The organism is Aquimarina macrocephali JAMB N27, from assembly GCF_000520995.1.
Taxonomy (GTDB): domain Bacteria; phylum Bacteroidota; class Bacteroidia; order Flavobacteriales; family Flavobacteriaceae; genus Aquimarina; species Aquimarina macrocephali.
The window spans coordinates 329,775-353,780 of record NZ_JACA01000001.1 but is presented as its reverse complement, the minus strand read 5'-3'; the positions used below and the strand labels follow the sequence as shown (position 1 = coordinate 353,780).

18 protein-coding genes are annotated in these 24,006 nt (G+C 32.9%); 5 read left to right on the top strand and 13 right to left on the bottom strand.

What is annotated here, in order from left to right; genetic code table 11:
- Nucleotides 1–85: 85 nt before the first annotated feature.
- The 11 genes from Z054_RS0101685 to uvrC all read right to left on the bottom strand — a co-directional run bounded on the left by Z054_RS0101685 (nucleotide 86) and on the right by uvrC (nucleotide 18,246).
- Nucleotides 86–1,138, bottom strand: coding sequence for a cytochrome-c peroxidase (locus Z054_RS0101685; protein WP_024768372.1), 1,053 nt, complete (start codon nucleotides 1,136–1,138; stop codon nucleotides 86–88).
- Between the two features lie 264 nt (nucleotides 1,139–1,402).
- Entirely contained in the window at nucleotides 1,403–4,657 is a 3,255-nt protein-coding gene (locus Z054_RS0101680) for a TonB-dependent receptor (RefSeq protein WP_024768371.1), read from the bottom strand.
- A 460-nt stretch (nucleotides 4,658–5,117) separates the two neighbouring features.
- Complete coding sequence (pgi, locus tag Z054_RS0101675) at nucleotides 5,118–6,767, bottom strand: glucose-6-phosphate isomerase (RefSeq protein WP_024768370.1); 1,650 nt, start codon at nucleotides 6,765–6,767, stop codon at nucleotides 5,118–5,120.
- A 3-nt stretch (nucleotides 6,768–6,770) separates the two neighbouring features.
- Nucleotides 6,771–8,033 carry a peptidoglycan DD-metalloendopeptidase family protein gene (locus Z054_RS0101670; protein ID WP_024768369.1) on the bottom strand — a complete coding sequence of 421 codons (1,263 nt, stop codon included), beginning with the start codon at nucleotides 8,031–8,033 and terminating at the stop codon, nucleotides 6,771–6,773.
- Nucleotides 8,034–8,045: 12 nt separating this feature from the next.
- A complete protein-coding gene (locus tag Z054_RS0101665) occupies nucleotides 8,046–9,011 on the bottom strand; it encodes a tryptophan 2,3-dioxygenase family protein (protein WP_024768368.1) in 966 nt (321 codons plus the stop codon).
- Nucleotides 9,011–9,790, bottom strand: a complete 780-nt coding sequence (locus Z054_RS0101660; protein ID WP_024768367.1) for a DUF3108 domain-containing protein — start codon at nucleotides 9,788–9,790, stop codon at nucleotides 9,011–9,013. Before Z054_RS0101660 ends, Z054_RS0101665 begins: the two co-directional genes overlap by 1 nt.
- A 507-nt stretch (nucleotides 9,791–10,297) precedes the next feature.
- On the bottom strand, nucleotides 10,298–11,290 hold the full coding sequence (locus Z054_RS0101655; RefSeq protein ID WP_024768366.1) for a fumarylacetoacetate hydrolase family protein: 993 nt from the start codon (nucleotides 11,288–11,290) through the stop codon (nucleotides 10,298–10,300).
- Nucleotides 11,291–11,495: 205 nt separating this feature from the next.
- Nucleotides 11,496–12,635, bottom strand: coding sequence for a 4-hydroxyphenylpyruvate dioxygenase (gene hppD / locus Z054_RS0101650; protein WP_024768365.1), 1,140 nt, complete (start codon nucleotides 12,633–12,635; stop codon nucleotides 11,496–11,498).
- Nucleotides 12,636–12,824: 189 nt separating this feature from the next.
- Entirely contained in the window at nucleotides 12,825–13,982 is a 1,158-nt protein-coding gene (locus Z054_RS0101645) for a homogentisate 1,2-dioxygenase (RefSeq protein WP_024768364.1), read from the bottom strand.
- A gap of 179 nt (nucleotides 13,983–14,161) precedes the next feature.
- A complete protein-coding gene (locus Z054_RS0101640; protein WP_167549781.1) occupies nucleotides 14,162–16,444 on the bottom strand; it encodes a patatin-like phospholipase family protein in 2,283 nt (760 codons plus the stop codon).
- Nucleotides 16,445–16,446: 2 nt separating this feature from the next.
- Nucleotides 16,447–18,246 carry an excinuclease ABC subunit UvrC gene (gene uvrC, locus Z054_RS0101635; protein WP_024768362.1) on the bottom strand — a complete coding sequence of 600 codons (1,800 nt, stop codon included), beginning with the start codon at nucleotides 18,244–18,246 and terminating at the stop codon, nucleotides 16,447–16,449.
- Nucleotides 18,247–18,413: 167 nt separating this feature from the next.
- Here uvrC and Z054_RS0101630 point away from each other — a divergent pair, with 167 nt between their 5' ends.
- The 5 genes from Z054_RS0101630 to Z054_RS0101610 all read left to right on the top strand — a co-directional run bounded on the left by Z054_RS0101630 (nucleotide 18,414) and on the right by Z054_RS0101610 (nucleotide 21,728).
- Nucleotides 18,414–18,842: an ATP-dependent zinc protease family protein gene (locus Z054_RS0101630; protein ID WP_024768361.1), complete on the top strand. Its 429-nt coding sequence runs from the start codon at nucleotides 18,414–18,416 to the stop codon at nucleotides 18,840–18,842.
- On the top strand, nucleotides 18,842–19,714 hold the full coding sequence (gene rimK / locus Z054_RS0101625) for a 30S ribosomal protein S6--L-glutamate ligase (RefSeq protein WP_024768360.1): 873 nt from the start codon (nucleotides 18,842–18,844) through the stop codon (nucleotides 19,712–19,714). The genes Z054_RS0101630 and rimK overlap by 1 nt, the downstream gene beginning before the upstream one ends.
- A 4-nt stretch (nucleotides 19,715–19,718) precedes the next feature.
- Nucleotides 19,719–20,699 (top strand): succinylglutamate desuccinylase/aspartoacylase family protein, encoded by a 981-nt coding sequence (locus Z054_RS0101620; protein ID WP_024768359.1) that lies wholly within the window; start codon nucleotides 19,719–19,721, stop codon nucleotides 20,697–20,699.
- Entirely contained in the window at nucleotides 20,692–21,261 is a 570-nt protein-coding gene (locus Z054_RS0101615) for a 5-formyltetrahydrofolate cyclo-ligase (RefSeq protein ID WP_024768358.1), read from the top strand. Before Z054_RS0101620 ends, Z054_RS0101615 begins: the two co-directional genes overlap by 8 nt.
- Before the next feature lie 65 nt (nucleotides 21,262–21,326).
- Nucleotides 21,327–21,728 (top strand): response regulator, encoded by a 402-nt coding sequence (locus tag Z054_RS0101610; protein ID WP_024768357.1) that lies wholly within the window; start codon nucleotides 21,327–21,329, stop codon nucleotides 21,726–21,728.
- 19 nt (nucleotides 21,729–21,747) lie between these two features.
- Here the strand turns inward: Z054_RS0101610 and Z054_RS27700 are convergent, their stop codons facing one another.
- Nucleotides 21,748–22,350: a lipoprotein signal peptidase gene (locus Z054_RS27700; protein ID WP_035090110.1), complete on the bottom strand. Its 603-nt coding sequence runs from the start codon at nucleotides 22,348–22,350 to the stop codon at nucleotides 21,748–21,750.
- 129 nt (nucleotides 22,351–22,479) lie between these two features.
- Entirely contained in the window at nucleotides 22,480–23,928 is a 1,449-nt protein-coding gene (locus Z054_RS0101600; RefSeq protein ID WP_024768356.1) for a S41 family peptidase, read from the bottom strand.
- Between the last annotated feature and the right edge of the window lie 78 nt (nucleotides 23,929–24,006).

The window sequence follows — 24,006 nt, the reverse complement described above, 5'->3', positions numbered from 1 at the left end:
CAGGAGTCTTTATTTAGACTTATTCTACAAAGTGTTTGCTCTATTGAAAATTTATTTAGTCATAGCTATATATAACATACCAGTTTTATTCTAAAGCTTCTTCTGGGACCTCTCCTGTTAAGGTTTGTAAAAATAAGTGAATCTCATTAATTTGCTGTGGATTTAATTTTTGATTTAATTGAGTTTCTCCCATAATTGAGATCGCTTTTTTAAGGTCTTTAATACTACCATCATGAAAGTAAGGTGTGGTTTTTTCAATATTAAGTAGCGAAGGAACTTTAAAGACGTATTTATCAGCTTCATTTTTGGTGAGATCAAACCTGCCATTATCTACTTTTTCACTATTTGTATACTCCCAATAATTTACGGTAAGCCCAAATTTTTGATACATATTACCTCCTAGTAATGCTCCAGTATGGCAGGTGATACAACCAACACTTATAAAGGTTTCCATACCTTTCTTTTCGTATTTGTTTAGTGCAGAACCATCTCCAGCCATGTATTTGTCGAACTTAGAGGGAGTAATCAGTTTTCGTTCAAAAGCACCAATAGCTTTTTCTATATTTCTATATGTTATAGGGGTTTTCTCCTCTGGAAAAGCTTTGGCAAAAAGCTCGATATACTCATCGATTTTTGATATTCGGTCTACCACTACTGCTTCGTTAGGCATTGCCATTTCTATTGGGTTTAATATGGGGCCTCCGGCTTGTGCTTCTACATCAGGTTCTCGTCCATCCCAAAATTGAGTCATATGTAATGCAGCGTTTAAAGTTGTAGGGGAGTTACGTCCTCCTGGTTTGCCATCGTTACCTATTGAAAAAGACAGATTGTCTACTCCATATGTTTTTAGATTATGGCAGGTATTACAACTTTGTGTATTGTCTTTAGAAAGTCGTTTGTCATAATAAAGTGTTTTCCCCAGAGTTACTTTTTCCTGGGTTATTGGATTGTCTGGGTTTTCTGCTATTTCGGGTAATATACCAAAAATTTCTCGAGCTTTCTTGTCAATTTCTGATACTGCAACCGCCTTATTTCCGACTGAAGAAACTGGAACGTAATCTTTGTCTTTTTGTTTAGAATCGTTTTTACATCCTATACATATTGCAAGGATTACACCCCATTGAAGTACGTTTTTCATAGTGTTTTTTTTGTGTTAATATATATATGTTAAAGTTGGATTTTTTACTGTCGTTATCATATGGAGATACTTACAGATAAAATGGTGTTTTTTTGAAAAAAAAATAAACCGTTGTAAATATTTCGATATCAGAAATTTACAACGGTTTTTACTATGATTTAGTATTCATTATTATGGAGAATAATGAAGATCAGAAGTTGAGGAGATAAAAAAAACCTCATTCGATCTTCGAATGAGGTTTTTGATATTTGATTTATAAATTTCTTAGTTGAATATATAACGTAATCCAACTTGCATTTGCCATCTTGATGATTGAAGACCATTATCATCTATTTGTTCAATTCCATCTTCAAAAGAACTAGCGTCAAAGGTAAACTCTGGATCTGCTGTTCCACCTCTTACAGTTTCAATTAATGCAACATTTCCAGGGATGAATTTACGTTTTCCCCAATCTTTATTTAAAAGATTAGTGAAGTTAAAGATATCAAGAGAAAGCTGAAGCGTATTTTTCTTTTCGCCGGTTTTGATATAAAAATCCTGTAAGAATTTTAAATCAATAGCATGACTCCAAGGACCTCTGTCTCCGTTACGTTCTGCATATCCACCTCTTCTTTTTCTTAAATAATCATTTCCTTCTATAAAAGCATTTAGTGCAGCCCATTGCTCTGCAGGAGTATCTGATCCTGGGATTATGTCTCCGTCACGATCTCTAAAAGGAACAAGGTTAATTTCACTTGCGTTTGAAGGAATATAGATAAGAGCATTATCTCTAGAATCATCATTTAAAAGGTCTCTACCTTCTCTGTAAACAAAAGAGTGAGGAGCACCTTGTGTACCTTCATAAAATAATGCAATTGTTGATTTCATAAACCCTAGGTATTCTTTTTCATAACTAACATTAGCAGAAAAACGAGACCCTTGTGAAAAATCAGATCTTGATGTTGGTAAGAATGAGTTCTTACCATTTACCGTTTGAATACCTCTCCACTGTGAACTGTTTTGTGAAGAAGTACCATCAAAAATAGCTTCTGATTCACCATAAGAATAAGATACACTTCCCTGAAATCCATTGTCAAAAGGTTTTCTTAGGGTAAAAGATGTATTATAAGAGAATCCCTCACCAGTATTGGTTCCAAGGGTTATTCTACCATAAGTATTATCAATTAAGTCTCCAAAACTATCACTATAGTATGGTCTGTTATCAGCACCATTCAAGGCTCCTTCTGGGCCGCGAATATTTAAGTTTTGATAATAAATATTAGTAATAACATCAGTATATAAAAAGTCTGCACTTGCAATTAATCCCCAAAGTGGTAATTTTTGATCAATAGCGATATTATATTTCATTACCTGAGGTAATTTTAGGTCAGGAGTGAAAATATCGATATTTCCTGCTGTTCCTCCTGTTCCTGGTGTTACAGCTACAGGTTGTTGATTAACATCTGGGTTAAACGTTATTGTAGAAGGATCTAGATTAAATCCGCCAGTAAATCCACCAGTAATACCATTATTGTTATATGAACCACCAGGCCATACTAACGGAATTCTTGAAGTAAAAATACCAAAACCACCACGTACTTGAGTAGTCTTATCATTTTTTACATCCCAGTTAAATCCAACACGAGGAGATAAATGTGCAGAAGGTCTTATTTTTTTACCTACTCTTGCTCCTTGAAGATCTTTTCCGGCAGCTTCAAGAAGAGGAATAGTTCTGTCATTAAAATCAGCATTTTCAGCACCAGCATCAAAAATAGGAACATCAACTCTTAATCCAGCTGTTAGTTTAAAATTATCAGTTACACTTATTTCATCCTGAACATAAAAACTCGGTTGGTATAATTTAAATTCTGATGCTCCGGCAGATTCATCACCTACTGCAGTACCACCTACTAGAGAATATCCTTTTTGGTATTCATCAATAACACCATTAAAGAAGTCACTTAAGTTATTAAAGGTGTAATCTCCGTAATTAAAAGCAAAGAATAAGTTTTTAATTTTTGAAAACTCATGTTGAGTACCTATAGTTACAGTATGTTTACCACTATAAATCTCAAAATTATCGGCTATATTAACAATATCCTGATCTAATAGGTTTGCAGTAGAAAATGGTTCTGCTCCAAAAGAAATTGTTCCTCCACCATCACGAATATCAACAGTTGGAAACGGGTTACCAGAAGGATCACGATCATCTCTTACTGATTTATAACCAATAAGTAAGTTGTTAGAAGCCCAGCTTCCTATAGACGAACTAAATTCTAAAGTAGTTTCATTTTTAGTACTTTCAAAAAGCTCAGAACCATTAATAAAACCAATATTTCTGTTTCCACTATTTCTTGCTTCTAGATTATCAGCTTTTACAAAATTGTGCTTTACACTTAATTGATGGTTATCATTAATATTCCAATCTAGTTTAACTGTTAACTTATCACTTTCTAATGTTCTTGTGTTATTGTCAAACCCACCAGGGTTATAGCCATATGTAGTCTGTAAGAAATTAGATAGATTTTGGATATCAGCCAAAGTAGAATTTCCTTGGTAATTACTAAAATTAAACGGCTGTGGAGTTTCTTGTTCTTCTCTCTCATAATTAACAAAGTAAAATAATTTGTCTTTTATGATTGGACCACCAATACGAGCTCCGTAAATTTTTGCAGAATAATCAGATAATTTTTCCCTTGAATCGCCAGTTCCTACTAAATCTGGAGGAGTTTTTCCTGAAAGACTTTCGTTTCTAAAATATGTATAGGCAGATCCTTCGATGCTATTTGTTCCTGATCGAGTAATTGCATTTATAGCACCACCAGAAAATCCTGATTGTCTTACATCAAAAGGAGCAATGTTAATTTGAAAAGTTTCAATCGCATCGATTGAGAATGGGTTTACCCCTGTTTGACCACCATCAGTACCAGAACCAGCTAGACCAAATACGTCATTACTTACTCCCCCATCAATATACAAAGCATTGTATCTGTTATTTTGCCCAGCTAAAGAAACTGAAAAGCCATCATCTCCTTCAGTTATTTGAGCTTGAGGAGTAATTCTTACAAAGTCGGCAACAGATCTTGATACCGAGGGTAAAGAATTAATTTGTCTCTCGGTCACCGTAGTTTCTGTACCCGTTTTACCAGAATCAAATACACTATTGTTAGTTACTGTAATTATAACTTGTTCAAGTGCACTAGCTTCTTCAATCATTTGAGTGCTTATATTTTGCGAATCCCCTAATTGAAGAAAAACATTGTCTTTTACATAATCCTTAAAACCAACATATGAGATAGTAACCTTGTATGGTCCACCAGTTCTCATATTTGCTATTCTGTAAAAGCCATCAAAATCAGTAATTGCGCCATATTTTGTTCCAGATGGAGTGTGGATCGCAACTACATTGGCACCAGGAAGAGCTTCTCCTGTATTATCAGTCATTTTACCATTAATGGAAGACTTAGTTACCCCTTGCGCAAACGTTTCCCCAACGACTGCCATAAGGATTACAACAAATAAAAATGTAATCTTTTTCATGAGTGTGTTTTAATAGTTTTTAATTGTCTCATGAAACTCTTAACGATTAAAATAATTACACTAAAAGGTTTAAAATCATTTAAATCGTATACAGTTTCGTAAATAATTGATAGAGTTAATAATCTTCGCAAAAGAACGAATCTTTATGCGTGCATAGTTTATTAAAATGTTAAATTTTATACAGATTTATATTATAGTTTTTAAGATAATTTTTTTTTGTACCAGATTGATTATTAATTAATTGAAGATATTAAAAAGTTATTAACTAAGAAATTGTTAATTAAAAATTGATTCAATCTTGCAACATTGAGTAAAAAAAACGTCTAGAGCTTGGAAAACAGCCTCTAAATAGATTAATATTAACACATTACTATTTTCAAAAAAAGAGTATAAGTCTCAAATCAATTTATAATCATAAACCGATTTGAGACTTATTTTTTTATGTTATCTGAAAATAGATTTAGTATTCAGATTTCCCTAAATACCGTTGTAAAAGAGTATGTGTTGAAGAATCATGTTCTTTAATCTCACGAGTGTCGATCTCAGATAAAATAGTAGTAGCCAATTGCTTACCTAATTCTACACCCCATTGGTCATAGCTAAAAATATTCCATATAATACCTTGAACAAAAATACGCTGTTCATACATCGATATTAATGCCCCTAGGCTTTTAGGGGTAAGGGTGTCGATTAAAATAGTGGTCGTAGGTTTGTTACCTGCAAATACTTTAAAAGGTAGCAGTTTTTTCAGCTTTTCTTTAGCGGTGTTTTTAGCACTTAATTCCCGAAGCACTTCGTCTTGGGTTTTACCATTCATCAAGGCTTCTGTTTGTGCAAAAAAGTTGGCCATTAATTTATTTTGATGATCAAGATCATCAAATAAAGAGTGCTTAAAACCAATAAACTCTGCTGGAATCAATTTTGTCCCCTGATGAATTAATTGAAAGAATGCATGCTGGGCATTGGTTCCTGGTTCTCCCCAGATAACCGTACCAGTTTGGTAGTTAATAGGGTTACCATTGCGATCTATACTTTTTCCATTACTTTCCATAATACCTTGCTGTAGGTACGCTGGTAATCTATGTAAATATTGAGAATAAGGGATGACAGCCTCACTTTCTGCATTAAAAAAATTATTGTACCATATGCTAAGCATTCCTAAAATTACAGGAATATTTTCTTCAAAAGGAGTATTCTTAAAATGCTCATCCATCTCATGAGCACCTGCTAGCAGGGCTTCAAAATTTTCATAGCCTACGGATAAACTTATAGATAGTCCTACTGCACTCCATAAAGAAAAACGACCTCCAACCCAATCCCATAGCGGGAAAATATTTTCTTCTGCAATCCCAAAATTAGTAACATTAGGAATATTACTTGATACGGCTACAAAATGCTTCTCTATAGCTTCTTTTGGCGCATTTTTGGTGAACCAATTTCTTGCTGTTGTAGCATTTGATATAGTTTCTTGAGTAGAAAAGGTTTTAGATACGACTACAAATAAGGTAGTCTCTGGATCTAATTTTTTTAGGCTTTGATGAACATGATCTCCATCTACATTAGAAATAAAATGTAGAGTAAGATGATTCTTATAATAAGCTAAGGACTCGGTAATCATAGCAGGACCAAGATCAGATCCTCCAATACCAATATTTACAATATCGGTAAAAGCTTTACCTGTATATCCTTTAAGATTTCCCGAAATAACCTGATGGCTAAAGGACTTTATTTTTTCTTTTACGTTTGTAATTTCCGGAATTACATTTTTACCATCAACATTAACTTGATGTGTTGATGGTGTTCTGAGGGCGGTATGTAGAACGGCTCTATTTTCTGTTTCATTAATGGTACTTCCATCAAAATAATGTTGTATCGCTTCATCGAGCTTTACTTCTCTGGCTAGATCTAATAACAGTTTTTTTGTAGTTTTATCGATTCTGTTTTTAGAATAATCTACATAAAAATCCTTCCATTCAATCGAAAAAAAATCTGCACGATCCGGATTGTGTTCAAAAAGATCTTTAAGATGTGTTTCTTTTATGGTTTCGTAATGAGATTTTAATGCTTCCCAGGCTTTTGTGGTGGTTGGGTTAATAGTTGGTAACGTCATGGTTTATAAAATTTCCAGGGGTTTTTGTGGTTTAAAAGGAATGCTATCTAATTCGGTCTTTAAAGGCTGGACATGGTTATAAAATCCTTGTTTAAGACTATCGGCTAGTGGTTTTGAAGCCGGAAGATCTTGTTTAAATGGGTCTACTTCTTTTCCGTTTTTCCAGAATCTGTAGCATACATGGGGACCTCCTGTATTACCAGTCATCCCAATATAGCCTATAACATCTCCTTGCTTTACAAACTCACCTACTTTTACAGCTTGTCTGCTCATATGTAGATATTGAGTGTCATAAGTGGCATTATGTCTTATTTTTACATATTTACCATTTCCACCTCTTCGCTCAGATTTGGTTATGACTCCGTCTGCAGTGGCTAATATCGGTGTGCCAATAGGAGCGGCAAAATCGGTGCCTCGATGTGGTCTTACTTTATTGCCATAGTATTTGATTCTACGTTTAAGGTTGTATCTCGAAGAAATTCTACTAAATTTTACCGGAGCAGTAAGAAATGCTCTACGCAAATTATTAGCTTCTTCATCGTAATAATCTATAGAATTGTTAATTGAATCATCTATAAATCTAAAGGCATAAATAGGTTTGCTTCTATGTTCAAAATAGGATGCTTTGATCTGGTCAACTCCTGCAGGAATAGTATCGTCAATAAATTTTTCGGTATAAATTACCTTAAATCTATCTCCTGCTTGTAATCTTGTAAAATCAATAGTCCAGGCATAAATATCTGCCATGTTATATGCAACCAGAAAATTGAGATCCATATCATCAAATGTTTGCATTAAACTACTATTTATGATTCCAGAAGCAGTTTTTTCAACCAGTGTTACCGGTTTTTTACTTTTTTTGGCAATGATACTATCTCTAAAATCAATTACGGTATAATCGATTTTGTTATTTTGATATACAAACACCTGTGCTTTTTCTGTTGTATCCTTTGTTTTAAGAAGCATATAAGGTTTTCCTGCCTGAATTCTGGCTACATTAAAAGTATCTTTAATTGTATTGGTGATTTCGAATACTTTAGTTCTACTTATACCATGAGTATCCATAATGGCACCAAAACTATCTCCGGGGCGTATGGTATCTTTGACAACATTAAAATCATTTAGGACATAACCAAATTCGGTTATAACGGGGGGTGCTTTTTCTTCCTCGATAACTTCAGGAACAATAATTTTTGCTTCTTTTTTTTCTTTCTGACATGAAAATAATACTACCGCTATAAGTAGTAAATAACCTATTTGCTTCAACTGACGACTATTTTATTTTGCGGCATTAAATTGATGAGCAACCCATTGTTGGCCCCAGTTTTCTTTTTCTTCCTTGGTCCAAAGATTAGGGAAAAACATAATTCTTTGAAAACTTGGAGGCAAGAAACTTTTCCAGTTCGTTCCTCCTGTGGCCAAAACTTCACCTTTCTCTTTATTGAGATACCTATAGGCGGCACCCATGTGCATTAATAACCAATTAACATTCACATTAATGTCAAAAGTACGCAAAGCTTCGATAAGGAGCACATTATTTTGCTCTTTTTCTGGTAGTTCGAGGTATTTATGAAAAATAGTGCTGTGTTGTACCTGGTGAGCAATACGCATCATTCTTGGTGTATATCGATATTCGAATTGCTTAAGGGTAAGTGTTTTTTCACCAGTTTCTTTATCAGTAGCACCAGATTTCCAGTATAAATGTTCGAATACTTCTTCGAGGACATCTTTTTCAGAAAATAAACTTCTTTCTTTAGCACTTACAAGATTTGCAAGGGGAGTTGAATATATTTCGATCAACCTGAATTGCACCGATTGAAAACCACTTGCTGGCAGAAGAGACATTCGGTATTTAAGAAACTGTTCTTTGTCCATTCCTCTAATCATGACATCAAAAGAATTGATCAAAACTCTAAAATAACGATTTACTCGATCAATTTTAGCGGTAAAAAACGCTGCATTTTGTAATTTATCATCAATAATTTGTTTTAACTCATGTATAATGAGCTTAAAATAAAGTTCTGTAATCTGATGATAAGTAATAAAAATTTCTTCGTCGGGAAAATGCGTTCTTGGAATTTGTAAACTTAATAGGGTGTCCAGATGTATATAGTCCCAATAGGTTAAATATCGATCATGAAGCAAGCCATCCAAATATGATCCCAAATCCTGGCCAGAATTTTTAAATTTCTTTTCTAGTTGCTTTATTTTTTCAGCAATCTCTGGTTTTATAGATTCATTCATTAATCTACTATAATTTTAAATGGGTGTTTAAGTCCTTTAAATGCATCTAAATCTGCTTTTATCGAGCCTACAACAATATCTGCTTTTATTCTTACAGGCATACGATTATCATCATCACTTACCCATACAGTCATACTTTCTTCTTCTTTAAAAACTCGATCTGCTTGGACATATGGCCTAAATTTTAAACATGCAATTTTACCCATTTTGGTTTTAATTACTTCTCTTCCTAAGAATTTTAACTTAAAACGATAGCTTTCATTATCAAAAAACATATTTACATATTGTTCGTCTCCTTTTTTTAGAGAAGATGTATTAATGCTATTACGCAAGTAGTAAAAAGAAGACATCATATCCTGTACATCAGATTGTATAGGGTAAGATTTTTTTGTGTTGTGTTTTTTGTTGAAAACTAATGCTTTGTTTTCATTATGATCGAAGTTAATTTCTATATTCTTGGTATGCCCTCCTTCATTTATTTTTCGAATAAAACGATATGGTTTTACTCTATCCATGTCAATATAAGTTTCATAATAGTCTTCTACTTTAAAAAAGACACTTAAAAAACCAGATGATTTACCTGTACCAATTATATGATGTACTGGTTTCCCATTTAACTGCTCTTTTTTAATTTCAAGTGTAGCATAACTAGCTGTAAAAAGACCATAATGAATTCTGAATTTAAACCATTCTCCAGAATCGAATGCTTTATGGTTCTCTTGCGCAAAAGCAGGAACTATACTTGTTATCAAAAGCAATATTATGATATACTTTTTCATAGTTTAGGGCATTGTTATTATTTGATATACATATTAATTGAATATGCAATTACAATATCCATTCCAAAAATACTATTTAATATGAAGAGATAAAAATGAATATTGTTATCTAATCTAAAAATATAAACAAAAAAAGAGAGCCACCACAGCTCTCTTCTTTACTTTTATTAACCAACTAAAAACTTAAATTATGAGAATAATTATTGTTTTAGATATAGGCGGTAACCACTCCACCTATTATATGCAAAAATGGACTTTTTTTGAATAATTATCAAACGAAAACGTTTTTTTATTATGAAATTTAACAAAAGTTTATATCGATTGCTACGAAAATTGCATTTTTCTCAAAAATCAAAAAGTAGTTTTAATCCATAAAAAAGAGCCTATTTCAGTTATTTTTTTTAACCAAAATTCTTTCCATTTTAAACTTAAAAAGGAGATTTGATCTGCTTGTCGATAACTTGAGTTAACTTGTCTTTGATTAAAAATGTTAAATTCACAATTTATTTAATTTATAGGTTCGTATTGTTTTACTACCTGATCTATTTTTCCAAAAATTGTTTCTCCTTGTTTATTTTTCATTTCGATTTCTATACGATCGTCAAAACTCATGAAAGGAGTGGATGGTTTCCCGTTTTTTATAATTTCTAAACATCTAACTTCTGCCAAACAACTTGATCCATCTGGACTCCCTTGGTTAGCAACAGTGCCTGAGCCTATTACGGATCCAGCCATTAAAGATCTTGATTTAGCTGCATGAGCAATCAATTGGCCAAAATCAAAAGTCATATCTATTCCTGCATTAGGTGATCCTATAACTTTAGAATTTAATGTAGAGACTAATGGTAGATGTACTTTGGCATTACTCCAGGCATCATCTAGTTCATCTGGTGTAACTACTACCGGAGAAAATGTAGTCCATGGTTTAGATTGATAAAACCCAAATTGTTTAGCTAGCTCATTAGGGATTAAATTTCTTAATGAAACATCATTAATGATTGCCACAAGTTTAATATGCTTTTGAGCATTTTTTGCACTTACACCAGCAGGAACATCATCTGTTATTACAGCGACTTCAGATTCAAAATCTATTCCCCACTCTTCTTTTTCAATTTCAATATCTTCATTTGCTCCAATGAATGCATCAGAAGCTCCCATATACATTAAGGGATCGGTCCAGAAAGTCTCTGGTAATTCGGCATTCCTTGCTTTTCTTACTAGTTCTACATGAGTAACATAGGCGCTACCGTCTGCCCAATGATAGGCTCTGGGAATTGCAGCCATGGTTTCGGTCGAATCAAAATCAAAAGTATTTGGTAATGTATTATTTTGTAACTGATCGTACACTTTTTCTAGTTTAGGAGAAATATCATCCCAATTATCCAAGGCTTCTTGCATTGTTTGAGCAATTTCAGGAACTTTTATTGCTTTGGTTAGATCCCTGCTTACTACCACTAGTTGTCCGTCTCGGCTGTTATTTTTTATTGTTGCTAATTTCATTGTATCGTTTTTCTTTGAAGTTCATAACCTGTATTATAATTTCATTTCGAGGAAACTATTTTTACGGGAAACTTTTGTTTGATTTTTTAGAAATACTATACCATACATTATATACCAATTAAAAGATAAGTTCTAAATAATTGGTATATAAAAATGGTAAGAAAATAATAAGTCTATTTTCTTAAAATGTAGTGTTATGCTCTTTTTAAAGCGTACCTCTTTGTTCTTGTTCTCTCTCGATAGCTTCAAACAATGCTTTAAAATTACCTTTACCAAAAGACTGAGCTCCTTTACGTTGTATAATTTCGAAAAACATTGTTGGGCGATCTAAGACTGGTTTAGTAAAAATCTGAAGCAGATATCCTTCATCATCCCGATCGATTAGAATTCCTAATTCTTTAAGTGGTGCAAGATCTTCATCGATTTCTCCAACTCGATCCAAAACAGTTTCATAATAACTAGAAGGAACAGTAAGAAATTCTATTCCTCGATTCTGAAGTGAAGAAACGGTTTCAATAATGTTATCGGTAGCTAATGCTATGTGTTGTACTCCGGCACCATTATAAAAATCGATATATTCTTCAATTTGAGATTTTTTTCTTCCCTCTGCAGGTTCGTTTATAGGAAACTTAATACGACCGTTACCATTACTCATTACCTTACTCATTAAGGCTGTATATTCTGTAGAAATATCTTTATCATCAAAAGATACTAATTGTGCAAACCCCATAACTTTGGCATAAAACTCGCACCATTTGTTCATCTCATTCCATCCTACATTACCTACCATATGATCAATAAACTTAAGACCTGTAGTTTCTGTTTTATAGGGTTTGTTCCAAGCCATATAGCCGGGTAAGAATATTCCGTGATAATTTTTTCGTTCTACAAAAATGTGTACTGTTTCTCCATAAGTGTGGATTCCCGAAAACACAACACGACCGTTTTCATCTTCTTCAATGGTGGGTTCCATATAGGATTCGGCACCACGTTTTACGGTTTCCTGATAGCTTTTGGTAGCGTCATCAACCCAAAGAGCTACTACTTTTACTGCATCACCATGGGCATTTATGTGTTTGTTAATATCTCCATCTGGTTGTAGAGGAGAAGTAAGAATCAATCTTATTTTATCCTGTTGTAGTACATAAGAAACACTATCCTTGCGTCCTGTTTCTAATCCGGCATAGGCTATAATTTGAAACCCCCATGCTGCTTGATAATAATAGGCCGCTTGTTTGGCATTACCTACATAGAGTTCTACATAATCTGTTCCTAATAGCGGCAAGAAATCTTCTGCTTGTGGAACTACTTTTTCTAAATTCTGAGGTGTTATGTTGGTCGACATAATGCTTTTAATTTTTATAGTTAAATAAATGAGTCAATGAGAAAAATATATTCATGATTTTTCTCGAATAGGGTAGTCTAAAAACATTACCACATGGCTCTTAAATGCGCTGTAATATCTTTCCTGTAATTTAGCATAACAAATTATCTTTTTTAAAGCTATTTTGGTTATAAAACATTTCCTGATGTGTTACTCAAGCCAGGATTTATGATAGTCTTCGTCGGCTATTTTCATAGCTTCTTCGGTAACCATAAGAGGTTTAAAGGTATCTACCATAACGGCTAATTCATCAGTTTTGGTTTTCCCAATACTTCGCTCTACTGCTCCAGGATGAGGACCATGAGGTATTCCTGCAGGATGTAAGGAAATATGTCCTGCATCAATATCGTTTCTACTCATAAAATCACCATCTACATAGTATAATACTTCATCACTATCTATGTTACTATGATTGTAGGGAGCAGGAATACTGTCTGGATGATAATCATATAGTCTTGGTACAAAAGAACAAATCACAAAAGCATCAGTTTCGAATGTTTGGTGCACTGGTGGTGGTTGATGTATTCTACCAGTGATAGGTTCAAAGTCGTGTATCGAAAAGGCATAAGGGAAATTAAATCCATCATATCCTACCACATCAAACGGATGTGTAGCATAGATCATATCAAAAATTTCGTCCTGCTTTTTTACCTTGATTAAAAAGTCTCCTTTTTCATCGTTAGTTTCTAATTCGTATGGAGTCCTGATATCACGCTCACAAAATGGAGAATGTTCTAGCAATTGCCCAAACCAATTTCGATATCTTTTTGGAGTATAAATTGGTCTTCTTGACTCTACAATAAACAAGCGATTATCAGAAGTATCAAAATCAAGTTTATAAATAGTTCCTCTGGGAATCAATATATAATCTCCATATTTAAAATCGAGATTGCCAAGGTGGCTACGAAATTTTCCACTTCCGCGATGTACAAAAATTAACTCATCGGCATCTGTGTTTTTATAAAAATAATCGGTAGTGGATTCCTGAGGGGCAGATAAAATAATACTTACATCACTATTGATTAGTACATTTTTTCTGCTCTGTAAATAATCCTTTTCCGGATTGACTTTAAAGCCGTGGAGTCTATAGGATTTGATATTATTTTTAATAGCTACTTTGGGAGCTACACTATAACTTCCTTTAATTTCTTTTACTTGTGTCGGTCTATGGCAATGATATGAATTGGTTGACATTCCGTCAAAACCGATTGTTCCAAATAATTGCTCATAATATAAATTACCATCGGGTTTTTTAAAGATGGTATGGCGTTTTGGGGGTATTTCCCCGAGAGTATGATAAAAAGGCATGATGTTGCAAATTTATAATATTAACTACTTTTTTTAATAAGACAATAATAAATAGCAGATCTACCTTATTCGGGATTGCGCTTAATAAGGTAGTGTAGTAATAATAGTAAATCCTGCCAAAACAAGTTCATAACAATACAAATATCGTAAATATTTCTATTCTTTTGCAGTATAATTTTTTAAAACCAAAAACCAATACTAAAAAACCAGCTACTTTCGTCTAGTTCTGGAGAATAAGAATATTTAACTTGTACGGGTCCAGCAAAGGTATCCAAGCCATAACCCAAAGCATAACCAGAAAATTCTGGGTCTTCAAACCATTTTCCGGTACTAAATAGCTTATTGCCTACATTTGCAAAGTTGGCAGATGCGTTAATATGGTTATTTTTAAATATTTCATAATCTACAGATAGTAAGGCTTTCACAAAACTTTGCCCTGTCATTCCGAAAAAATCATATCCATAAAAAGGAATAAAATTATTAATAGTTTTAGCGCCAAAACCTCCAAGTAGAAAATCGAGAGAACTTAGGGAAGTATTTCCAATTTTAGTGCCTGCTTCCAGGCTAATATTCATAGAAAAATCATTATATAATGGTGTAGCGAACCCTAGTTGCGCTTTGGTAATTGAAAATTCATCAAAACTTTCTGTAAAATCAGAAGAAAAGAGATAGGTATGGATATCACCTTCAAATAAAAATCCACGCTTTGGAAAATATTTGTTGTCATAAGTATCTAGTTTAATATACCCAAAGACACTCCAATAATCGCTGTCATCAAATACGGTTCTTGGAATTTGATTTTCATCTTCTCCAAACGTTTCAGAAATAATGCTAAGGCGTTTATATTCTGCACCTAATCCAACAGAAAAGGTTTGTTGTAATAAGGTTTCTGCATAGATTTGTGCATTATAGTCGGTATAATCTACATCGATAGTATTAATATCTAAATCAGGGATTTCTCCAAATCTTCCTATAAAATCAAAATCAATCGCTTTTTTAAAATTGGTATAGCGAACTTTTAGCCCGGTACTCCAATAAAAACCTTTGTCTATATAGTAGTCCAGATTATAACGAATATTATCACCTAAAGCTACATCGGCAGAAAGTACATCATTATCAAATAACAGGCTTTTTCTGGTAACATTAATTAGGGCTGCAGTTTGATATAGATCATCATAATGAAGTGCAAAACGTAGTAACATTTTGTTATCACTCTCTTTTACATTAAGTGCTAGATGCTTGCCATCTTTTGTGTCAATGAGTTTGTGACTTACACGATCAAAATTTCCCGTTGCCGATAAGTTGTTAATGCCTTCATTTAATTTTCCATAGGTAGTAACTCTAGGAGTTTTTAGTTTTAGCTTTCCTTTGATATAAGCTCTTGTATATCTTTCATTTCCTGAAATGGCCAAACTGCTGACTAATATGTTTTCTGAGCTTTTAGCAATTACAGGTTTCTTTGATCGAGGTTTTTGACGCATTGCAATTGCTTTGAGCTTTTCATAATTTGCAAAGGCAGCTTTTTCTCCATTAGCAATAATTTTATCAACCTGGTCAAAAGAGATTACCGAAAAATCCGTTATCGAAGGCTTAATGTATAAATCTGTTTCAGAAGCTTTATTTTTCATGGCTTCATAAGTTCTGAAATTGTTGATTTGAAGCATGATATTAGTTACCGAGGTTAGTTGGTCTCTAGACATTAGGCTGTCTTGTACGTCAATCCCTATTACTATTTCTGCTCCTTTTTCTTTAATTTCTTTAACAGGATAGTTATTGGTCACTCCTCCGTCTGTCATTAAAATTCCATTTAATTCTACAGGGCTGAAAACTGAAGGCAATGCACCACTAGCAGCAACAGCATCGGGCAAATATCCTTTGTCCAGCAGTACTTGTTCTCCAGTCTCAATATTAGTAGCCATACAGAAAAAAGGGATTGGCAGATCATTAAAATCACGTATTTCACTTACATGAGCTGTAAATCTTGAGAATTGGTTATAAAAATTTTGTCCCTTAGATAGCCCTTTGGGTAAACCGATTTTAAATTTATCAAAAGGAAGGGTTATGGCATATTTTTCTGAATCTTCTCGTTCATAAAAAGTTTTAGCACTTCTCGGAAGTTCGTCTTGTATAAATGCATCAAAGTCAACAACCCTAAAGATAGAGTCGAGTTCTGCCGCACGATATCCAGAAGCATATAAAGCTCCTACAATAGCTCCCATACTGGTACCACCAATATAATCGATACGTACTCCTGCATCTTCTATTATTTTTAAAGCACCAATATGAGCAAGTCCTTTTGCACCACCGCCACTTAAGACTAATCCTATCTTTAGATCTTCTGTAGCAGGATTATCGTGAACTTCTAAGGATTGTTTTTCTTGCGACCAAATTATATCGGGAGTGAGGAACACTAAAAGTAGTATTCCAGATAAAAAAAATCTTAATGTATTGTGTCTGGCCACGCTTATTCTTTTTTAGAAAGATAATAATTATACACTTTGGTTGCGCGCGAATCCCCTATCACTTCACTTAATTCGTGTTTAGAAGCTTCACTTATTCTTTTTACAGATCTAAAGTTTTTTAATAATTCTATTACGGTTTTTTCTCCAATCCCAGGAATTAAATCTAATTCGGTATCTAAAGCGGCTTTGCTTCTTTTTTGTCTATGGAAAGTAATTCCGAATCGGTGTGCTTCATTTCGTAAATGTTGTATGACCTTTAAGGATTCTGATTTTTTATCTAAATATAGTGGTATAGAATCTCCTGGATAATAAATTTCTTCTAATCGTTTTGCAATACCAATAATGGTTATTTTTCCTCTTAAACCCAATGCGTCCAGAGCTTTTAATCCTGAAGAAAGCTGTCCTTTCCCTCCATCTACAATCACTAGTTGAGGTAAAGGTTGATTTTCTTCTGTTAATCGTTTATATCGTCGATATACGACTTCTTCCATAGAAGCAAAATCATTGGCACCTTCTACCGTTTTTATATTAAATTTTCTATATTCTTTTTTACTGGGTTTTCCGTCTTTAAATACTACACAGGCAGCGACTGGATTAGTCCCCTGGATATTCGAATTGTCAAAACATTCGATATGTCTTGGTTCTTCGGGTAACCTCAAGTCTTTTTTCATTTGTGCCATCAAGCGTTTTATATGTCGATCAGGATCCATGATCTTGATTTGCTTAAAACGTTCTTGTCTATGGTATTTTGCATTTCTTAAAGATAAGTCTACAATCTTTTTTTTGTCACCTAATTGCGGGATTGTGATTTTTAGACCTTCTCCTACTTCTACATTAAAAGGAACAAATATTTCTTTAGATGTAGAGTTAAAACGCTGTCGGAGTTCGATAATGGCAAGTTCCAAAAGTTCTTTATCAGATTCGTCCAATTTCTTTTTAACCTCTGTAGTATGTGATCTAATTATCGCACCATAGGATAGTTGAAGAAAATTTATATACCCATAGGATTCATCTGATATGATAGAAAACACATCGACATTACTTATTTTAGGATTAACTACAGTTGATCTTGCCTGGTAGTTTTCTAGTATTTGTATTTTTTCCTTAATCCGCTGGGCATCTTCAAACTCCATTTTTTCTGCATGTATCATCATTTGACCTCTAAAGCGATTAAGAGAATCTTTAAAATTTCCTTTTACAATTTGACGAATAGCTTCAAGGTTTTCGAGATATTCTTTTTCATCTTGTAACCCTTCGCAAGGTCCTTTACAATTACCTAAATGATATTCTAAACAGACTTTATATTTTCCATTATTTATTTTTTCCTGGGATAAATCATAAGTGCATGTTCTAAGCTGGTATAGTTCTTTAATAAGATCCAATAGGACATGTACTGTTTTTACCGAAGTATAAGGGCCATAGTACTCTGAGCCATCTTTGATAAGATTACGAGTAAGAAATACTCTGGAGAAACGCTCTTTTTTGATACAAATCCAAGGATATGTTTTATCATCTTTGAGCATGACATTAAACCTGGGTAAATATTTTTTAATCAGATTGTTTTCTAATAAGAGTGCGTCTGTTTCTGTTTCAACAACAATATGTTTTATAGTATGAATCTTCTTTACAAGAACCTTAGTTTTATAGTTATCATGATTCTTTGTAAAGTAAGAAGAGACTCTTTTTTTTAGATTCTTTGCTTTTCCTACATAGAGTATTGTATCGTCTTTATCATAATATTGATATACTCCAGGACTGGTAGGTAATATTTTAATTTGTATGTCTAAAGTAGCTTCTTGCATATTCGAATGGTAAAGTTAAGAGTTTACCTCAATTGTAATACGAATATTAGGAGTTTAAATTTTTGTTAAGTACTGTTTAGTGTTATGGTTTTCTATTAAATAGTGAGGATGTAATACAATGCTTATTGATTTTTATTACATTAGTAGCGCAATATCAATCATATCTTTTGGAGAAAGAAAAGAAAATAATTGGCAGGACTGATAAAGTGGATTTTCCTCTTTTAGAATTGAAAGATATCGATACCAAAATCGATACAGGAGTATATACTTCATCTATTCACTGTATTGATATAAGAGAGGTGGATCAAACATTGCAATGCAATCTTCTTGATATAGCGCATTCAGAACATAATGGCAAAAGATTTACATTTAAAAATTATGACATTACCGCAGTAAAAAGTAATAATGGAAAAGTAGAAGTGCGATATGCCATTAGAACACAAATTATTGTATTTGATAAAACGTATCCTATAACTCTTACATTATCTCCCCGTGATGATATGCGTTTTCCAGTGTTAATTGGCCGTAAATTTTTAAGTGGTAAATTTTTGGTTGACCCCCAATTAGAAAATCAGTCTTATAATAGAAAACGGTAATGAATATCAAAATCTTGTCGCGTAGTGCAAATTTGTATTCTACTAATGTCCTGGTTCAGGCAGCAGTAAAACGAAAGCATAATGTACAGGTAATAGACCCTCTTAATTGCGATATTATTATTGAAAAACAAAAGCCTGAAATTTATTATCGAGGTAAAAAATTAGATCATGTAGACGCTGTGATTCCCAGAATTGGAGCTTCTATTACTTTTTACGGGACTGCGGTAGTACGACAGTTTGAGTTAATGAATGTCTTTACTACACTTAAATCACAGGCGTTACTGCAATCTAGGGATAAACTAAGAAGTTTACAAATATTATCTAAAGCAGGATTGGGACTTCCGAAAACAGTATTTACCAATTATTCTAAAGATGTTTCTGAAGTTATATCTCATGTAGGAGGAGCGCCTTTAATTATTAAATTATTAGAAGGAACCCAGGGATTAGGAGTTGTGTTGGCCGAAACTAAAACTGCTGCAGAATCTGTGTTAGAAGCTTTTAATGGATTACAGGCTCGTGTAATTGTACAAGAGTTTATAAAAGAAGCCAGAGGAGCAGATATAAGAGTTCTTGTTGTTGATGAAAAAGTAGTCGGAGCTATGAAAAGACAGGGTAAAGAAGGTGAGTTTCGATCTAATTTACATAGAGGAGGTAGCGCATCGGTGATTACTCTTAGTGAAGAAGAAGAACAAGCTGCTATAAAAGCAGTGAAAGCTTTAAAAATGGGTGTAGCAGGTGTAGATATGCTACAAAGTGATAGAGGGCCTCTCATTCTCGAAGTTAATTCTTCTCCGGGATTAGAAGGTATAGAAAAAGCTACAGGAAAAGATATCGCAAAAACCATTATTCGTTATATTGAAAGAAGTTTATAACACAATGACCAAAGTAACAGGAAAAAATATACTTAATATTCTTGGTAAAGAAGTATTGCCCGGGACAAGTACAACAATAAATTTTAATATAGCCAAGTTATATACTTCTACCAAGGTAGAAATACCTATAATTATAGAAAGATCAAAAAAACCAGGTCCTACAGTGCTTATTACTGCAGGAATTCATGGAGATGAGATCAATGGAGTAGAAGTTGTGAGGCAGATCATTGCAAAAAAAATCAATAAGCCTGCAAAAGGTAGTATCATATGTATTCCTGTACTTAACGTATTTGGTTTTTTGAGTATGGATCGTTTTTTTCCTGATGGTCGAGATCTTAATCGGGTTTTTCCAGGAACCAAAAATGGATCTCTAGCCAGTCGCTTTGCTTATCAATTTATAAATGAGATTTTACCAGCAGCAGATTTTTGTTTAGATTTTCATACCGGAGGGGCCAGTAGATTTAATGCTCCACACATCAGAGTGGATCCTAAAAATGAAAGATTGATAGCTTTGGCAAAAATTTTTAATGCTCCGTTCACTCTTTTTTCTAAGAATCTTGAAGGATCATATCGAGCTACCTGTGCCAAAAAAGGAAAAGATATATTATTATTTGAAGGAGGGAAATCCCAAAACAGTAGTAAAGAAATAGCCAGAGAGGGAGTACAGGGAACCATGCGGATACTAGATCATCTGGGAATGCTGAACACCGAATTTGAATCTCTAGTTCAGAAATCGGATACTCAAATTGTCATAAAAAGCGTATGGATGCGCGCAAAATATAGTGGTTTATTGCATATTAAAGTACCCATTGGAAAACATATAGAAAAAGGAGAGATTATGGCAACAATTACAGACCCTTATGGTAAGATGAGGCATGTGGTTAAAGCGAATAATGAAGGGTATGTGATAAATGTAAATGAATCTTCAATTGTATATAAAGGAGATGCTATTTTTCGTATAACTAAAGAATTAGTCAATGAATAAAAAAGAACTACGAGCTAAATATAAAACCCTTAGATCTCATTTAAGTAACGAAGAAGTTGAGAATTTAAGCATTGATATAGCAAATCGATTGCTCGAATTACCTATTTGGGAAAAGTCGTATTATCATATTTTTTTATCTATTGATCAAAAGAAAGAGATCAACACAGAATTTTTGTTGAATATTCTCCTGGGAAAGGATAAAAATGTCATCGTATCAAAAAGTAATTTTAAAGAGAATACATTGCAGCATTTTTTACTTACAGATACCACTGCGTTAAAAGTGAATTCTTGGGGAATTCCGGAACCAATTGATGGGATCCCAATCCCCGAAGATAAAATAGAAGTAGTTTTTGTGCCTTTATTAGCATTTGATCAAAATGGGAATAGAGTAGGTTATGGAAAAGGGTTTTATGATAAGTTTTTGGCAAAATGTAATCCCAATACTTTAAAAATTGGCCTTTCTTTTTTTTCTGCTGAAGAAGAAATAGAAAATGTAACGACAGCAGATATACCACTTGATTTTTGTGTTACTCCAACAGAGGTTTACTCTATTAAGAAGTAAATAGGATTTTCTGAAATAAAGAATACTTTTGTATATTAGATATTTTAACTTGTATCCTCTAAAAAATGCCCCAAAATATAGAAAGTGTTTGCATCATTGATGATGACCATATTTATATTAATCTACTAAGCAAGATCATTGAATTAAAAAAACTATCAGAGTCTGTTTTAGTTTTTAACAATGGTAAAGAAGCTTTAGATTTTTTTCTACAGTCTTTACTGAAAGAAGAAAACGAAGAGGTGCCACAGATTATCTTTTTAGATCTTAATATGCCAGTTATGGATGGTTGGGAATTTTTGAATGAATTCTCTAAAATCAAAAATCAAATTAGAAAAAAAATTAGCCTTTATGTAGTAAGTTCTTCTATAGATTCCAGAGATATAGAACGTGCCAAATCTATTGATATAGTGTCGGATTATCTTACCAAACCCATTAAGTTAGATGACTTCGAGAGAATATTGATATAGTTAGAATTTAATACTTATTTTATTTTTTCGGAAATGCTTTTTTGTTAAAAACAATCAATAAGAATACACCAATACTTATTGCAGAATCGGCAATATTAAATACAGGATCAAAGAATGAAAAATGTTTGCCTCCCATAAACGGAATCCAATCTGGCAGAATATCATCATAGAAGGTAAACTGAATCATATCGACTACCTTACCATAAAAAATACTTTCGTAACCACCACCTTCTGGTAAGAAACTTGCAATCTCCACAAGTGTGCTTTCACTAAATAAGATACCATAAAAGATAGAATCAATAATATTTCCAAAAGCACCAGCAAAAATTAATGCAATGCAGAAGGTAAGAATAGTAGGGCTGTTTTTGCGAACAGAATCGTACAACCAATATCCGATTCCTGTAATGGCAACTACTCTAAATAAAGTAAGAATAAGTTTTCCATAATTACCCGGAAGTTCAAATCCCCAGGCCATCCCTTTATTTTCTACAAATATGATGCGAAACCAACCGAATACTTCGACACTATCATGAAGAGTAAAATGAGTTTTAATATAAATTTTGGTGATCTGATCAATAAGTAACACTAAAATTATAACTAAAATAGATTTCTTTAAAGACATATAAGTATTAATTTGCTTGGCTGTTAAAAGCGACGGACAAAAATAGTGTTTTATTTTGTTTTATAGATACTTATTGTTTTAGCTACAAGATTTATGAATTTTTGTTCAGCATTAAGATAAAATTTATGACTAGTCTTCTTTTAGTATTTTTTCAACATATTTGATCCATTGATAATCAGGAATGCTCTTGTCGATATAATAATCTGGTTGAATACCTTTATTATCAATTGTCATTTCTGGTATTCTCATACTTTTGGATAAACTATATCCCAATTGTAGATCTTTACAGGGAGAATCAACAAAATTCATGTTTGAAATATCTAAAACACCGGTTGTAGTAGTGCCATAGAGTTTTACTTTTTTACTTTGCTTTGCTGCTAATAAAAATTGTTCTGTTGTACTGCCATTATTTTTATTAATTACAATAGCAACATTTTTTGGGTAAGGGTAGATAGTATCTATTTTTTTGATATCTATTATGGTGTCATCAAGATTTACAAATTCACCAATATGCTTATTCAATTTTTCCAATCCTTCTTTTGCCCATTTCTTTTCTTCAGCAGACCAGCTAGGGTCCTTCATGAATTTCTTCATTCGATTATTATTAAGTGGTGTCGATAGCAGTTTAACACCTACTGTGCGTATAGGGTTAGTATACAAATAAGGAATGATTTTTTTATAGCTAGCATCACTTCCTCCACCATTATTTCTTACATCAATGATGAGGTTTTTTTTACGAGTCAACTGATCGTGATTAACCATAATCAAGCTGTCTATATATTTTTTGTTAGAATATGAAAATGATGGAATTCTAAGAAGAATGGTATTGTCATTTAACTCTTTAATCATAGGGTTTTGGGCTTTGATTAACGCGAAATGTTCTTCTATTGTTTTATCAACTTCAAAATACGGTTTTAACCTTTTTAAAGCGATAAAGCCCATTTGCAGGTAATTTTTTCCAACCAATTTTATATCTTTAAATATTCTGGCAGAATGATCTTTCATGTAATAAATAGCTTCTTTCTGGTCATTTTCAGAAACTTTGATCCTAAATTTGATTTGATTTTTTTTCCAGTAAACTCCATCAGCTTCAAGGACAAATCCAATATATTCGTTTTTGGTTTTTATGACACCAATTTTATACGGTTTTGATTCCCATACTCCTTCATAAGTAGTGTTTTTTAATTTAGAAATATAGTGTTCAAATTCTTTTTCTCCTATATCATATTTTTCCCAATCCTTAAATTGATCCAAAGTTTCAGTATCAGAAGATCCATTTTGAACTTTGTTTTGTTGATTATTAATCCGTACTCCTATATGCCCAGATCTAAAAAACCGAAGCCAGTCATTTAGTACAGAAGAGCATTCCTTAATGGTTTTAACAGGTTTTATTTTAGCTCTAAATTTTTTATTATGGTTTGCATAAAGATCTTCTCCTTTTTGCTCTAATGTATAAAGAAAACCAGCATCGTTTTCTTCAAATGTTTTCTTTAACCAGTTGAAATTATCTTCGCAAGAACAATTTTGTGAAAAAGTAAAAAATGAAGTGAAAAAGAATAAAAGAAATACTGGTTTCATTACATTGGATATTTGCTGTTGTATAATAGAAAACAATTACCTTATTTTTCTAAGGCAATTGTTTTCATATTCTTCTCA

What these genes read in the sequence shown, in the direction of transcription:
- Z054_RS0101685 (WP_024768372.1), bottom strand. Translation starts at nt 1,138, where the DNA reads ATGAAAAACGTACTTCAATGGGGTGTAATCCTTGCAATATGTATAGGA.
- Z054_RS0101680 (WP_024768371.1), bottom strand. Translation starts at nt 4,657, where the DNA reads ATGAAAAAGATTACATTTTTATTTGTTGTAATCCTTATGGCAGTCGTT.
- pgi (WP_024768370.1), bottom strand. Translation starts at nt 6,767, where the DNA reads ATGACGTTACCAACTATTAACCCAACCACCACAAAAGCCTGGGAAGCA.
- Z054_RS0101665 (WP_024768368.1), bottom strand. Translation starts at nt 9,011, where the DNA reads ATGAATGAATCTATAAAACCAGAGATTGCTGAAAAAATAAAGCAACTA.
- Z054_RS0101660 (WP_024768367.1), bottom strand. Translation starts at nt 9,790, where the DNA reads ATGAAAAAGTATATCATAATATTGCTTTTGATAACAAGTATAGTTCCT.
- Z054_RS0101655 (WP_024768366.1), bottom strand. Translation starts at nt 11,290, where the DNA reads ATGAAATTAGCAACAATAAAAAATAACAGCCGAGACGGACAACTAGTG.
- hppD (WP_024768365.1), bottom strand. Translation starts at nt 12,635, where the DNA reads ATGTCGACCAACATAACACCTCAGAATTTAGAAAAAGTAGTTCCACAA.
- Z054_RS0101645 (WP_024768364.1), bottom strand. Translation starts at nt 13,982, where the DNA reads ATGCCTTTTTATCATACTCTCGGGGAAATACCCCCAAAACGCCATACC.
- uvrC (WP_024768362.1), bottom strand. Translation starts at nt 18,246, where the DNA reads ATGCAAGAAGCTACTTTAGACATACAAATTAAAATATTACCTACCAGT.
- rimK (WP_024768360.1), top strand. Translation starts at nt 18,842, where the DNA reads ATGAATATCAAAATCTTGTCGCGTAGTGCAAATTTGTATTCTACTAAT.
- Z054_RS0101620 (WP_024768359.1), top strand. Translation starts at nt 19,719, where the DNA reads ATGACCAAAGTAACAGGAAAAAATATACTTAATATTCTTGGTAAAGAA.
- Z054_RS0101615 (WP_024768358.1), top strand. Translation starts at nt 20,692, where the DNA reads ATGAATAAAAAAGAACTACGAGCTAAATATAAAACCCTTAGATCTCAT.
- Z054_RS0101610 (WP_024768357.1), top strand. Translation starts at nt 21,327, where the DNA reads ATGCCCCAAAATATAGAAAGTGTTTGCATCATTGATGATGACCATATT.
- Z054_RS27700 (WP_035090110.1), bottom strand. Translation starts at nt 22,350, where the DNA reads ATGTCTTTAAAGAAATCTATTTTAGTTATAATTTTAGTGTTACTTATT.
- Z054_RS0101600 (WP_024768356.1), bottom strand. Translation starts at nt 23,928, where the DNA reads ATGAAACCAGTATTTCTTTTATTCTTTTTCACTTCATTTTTTACTTTT.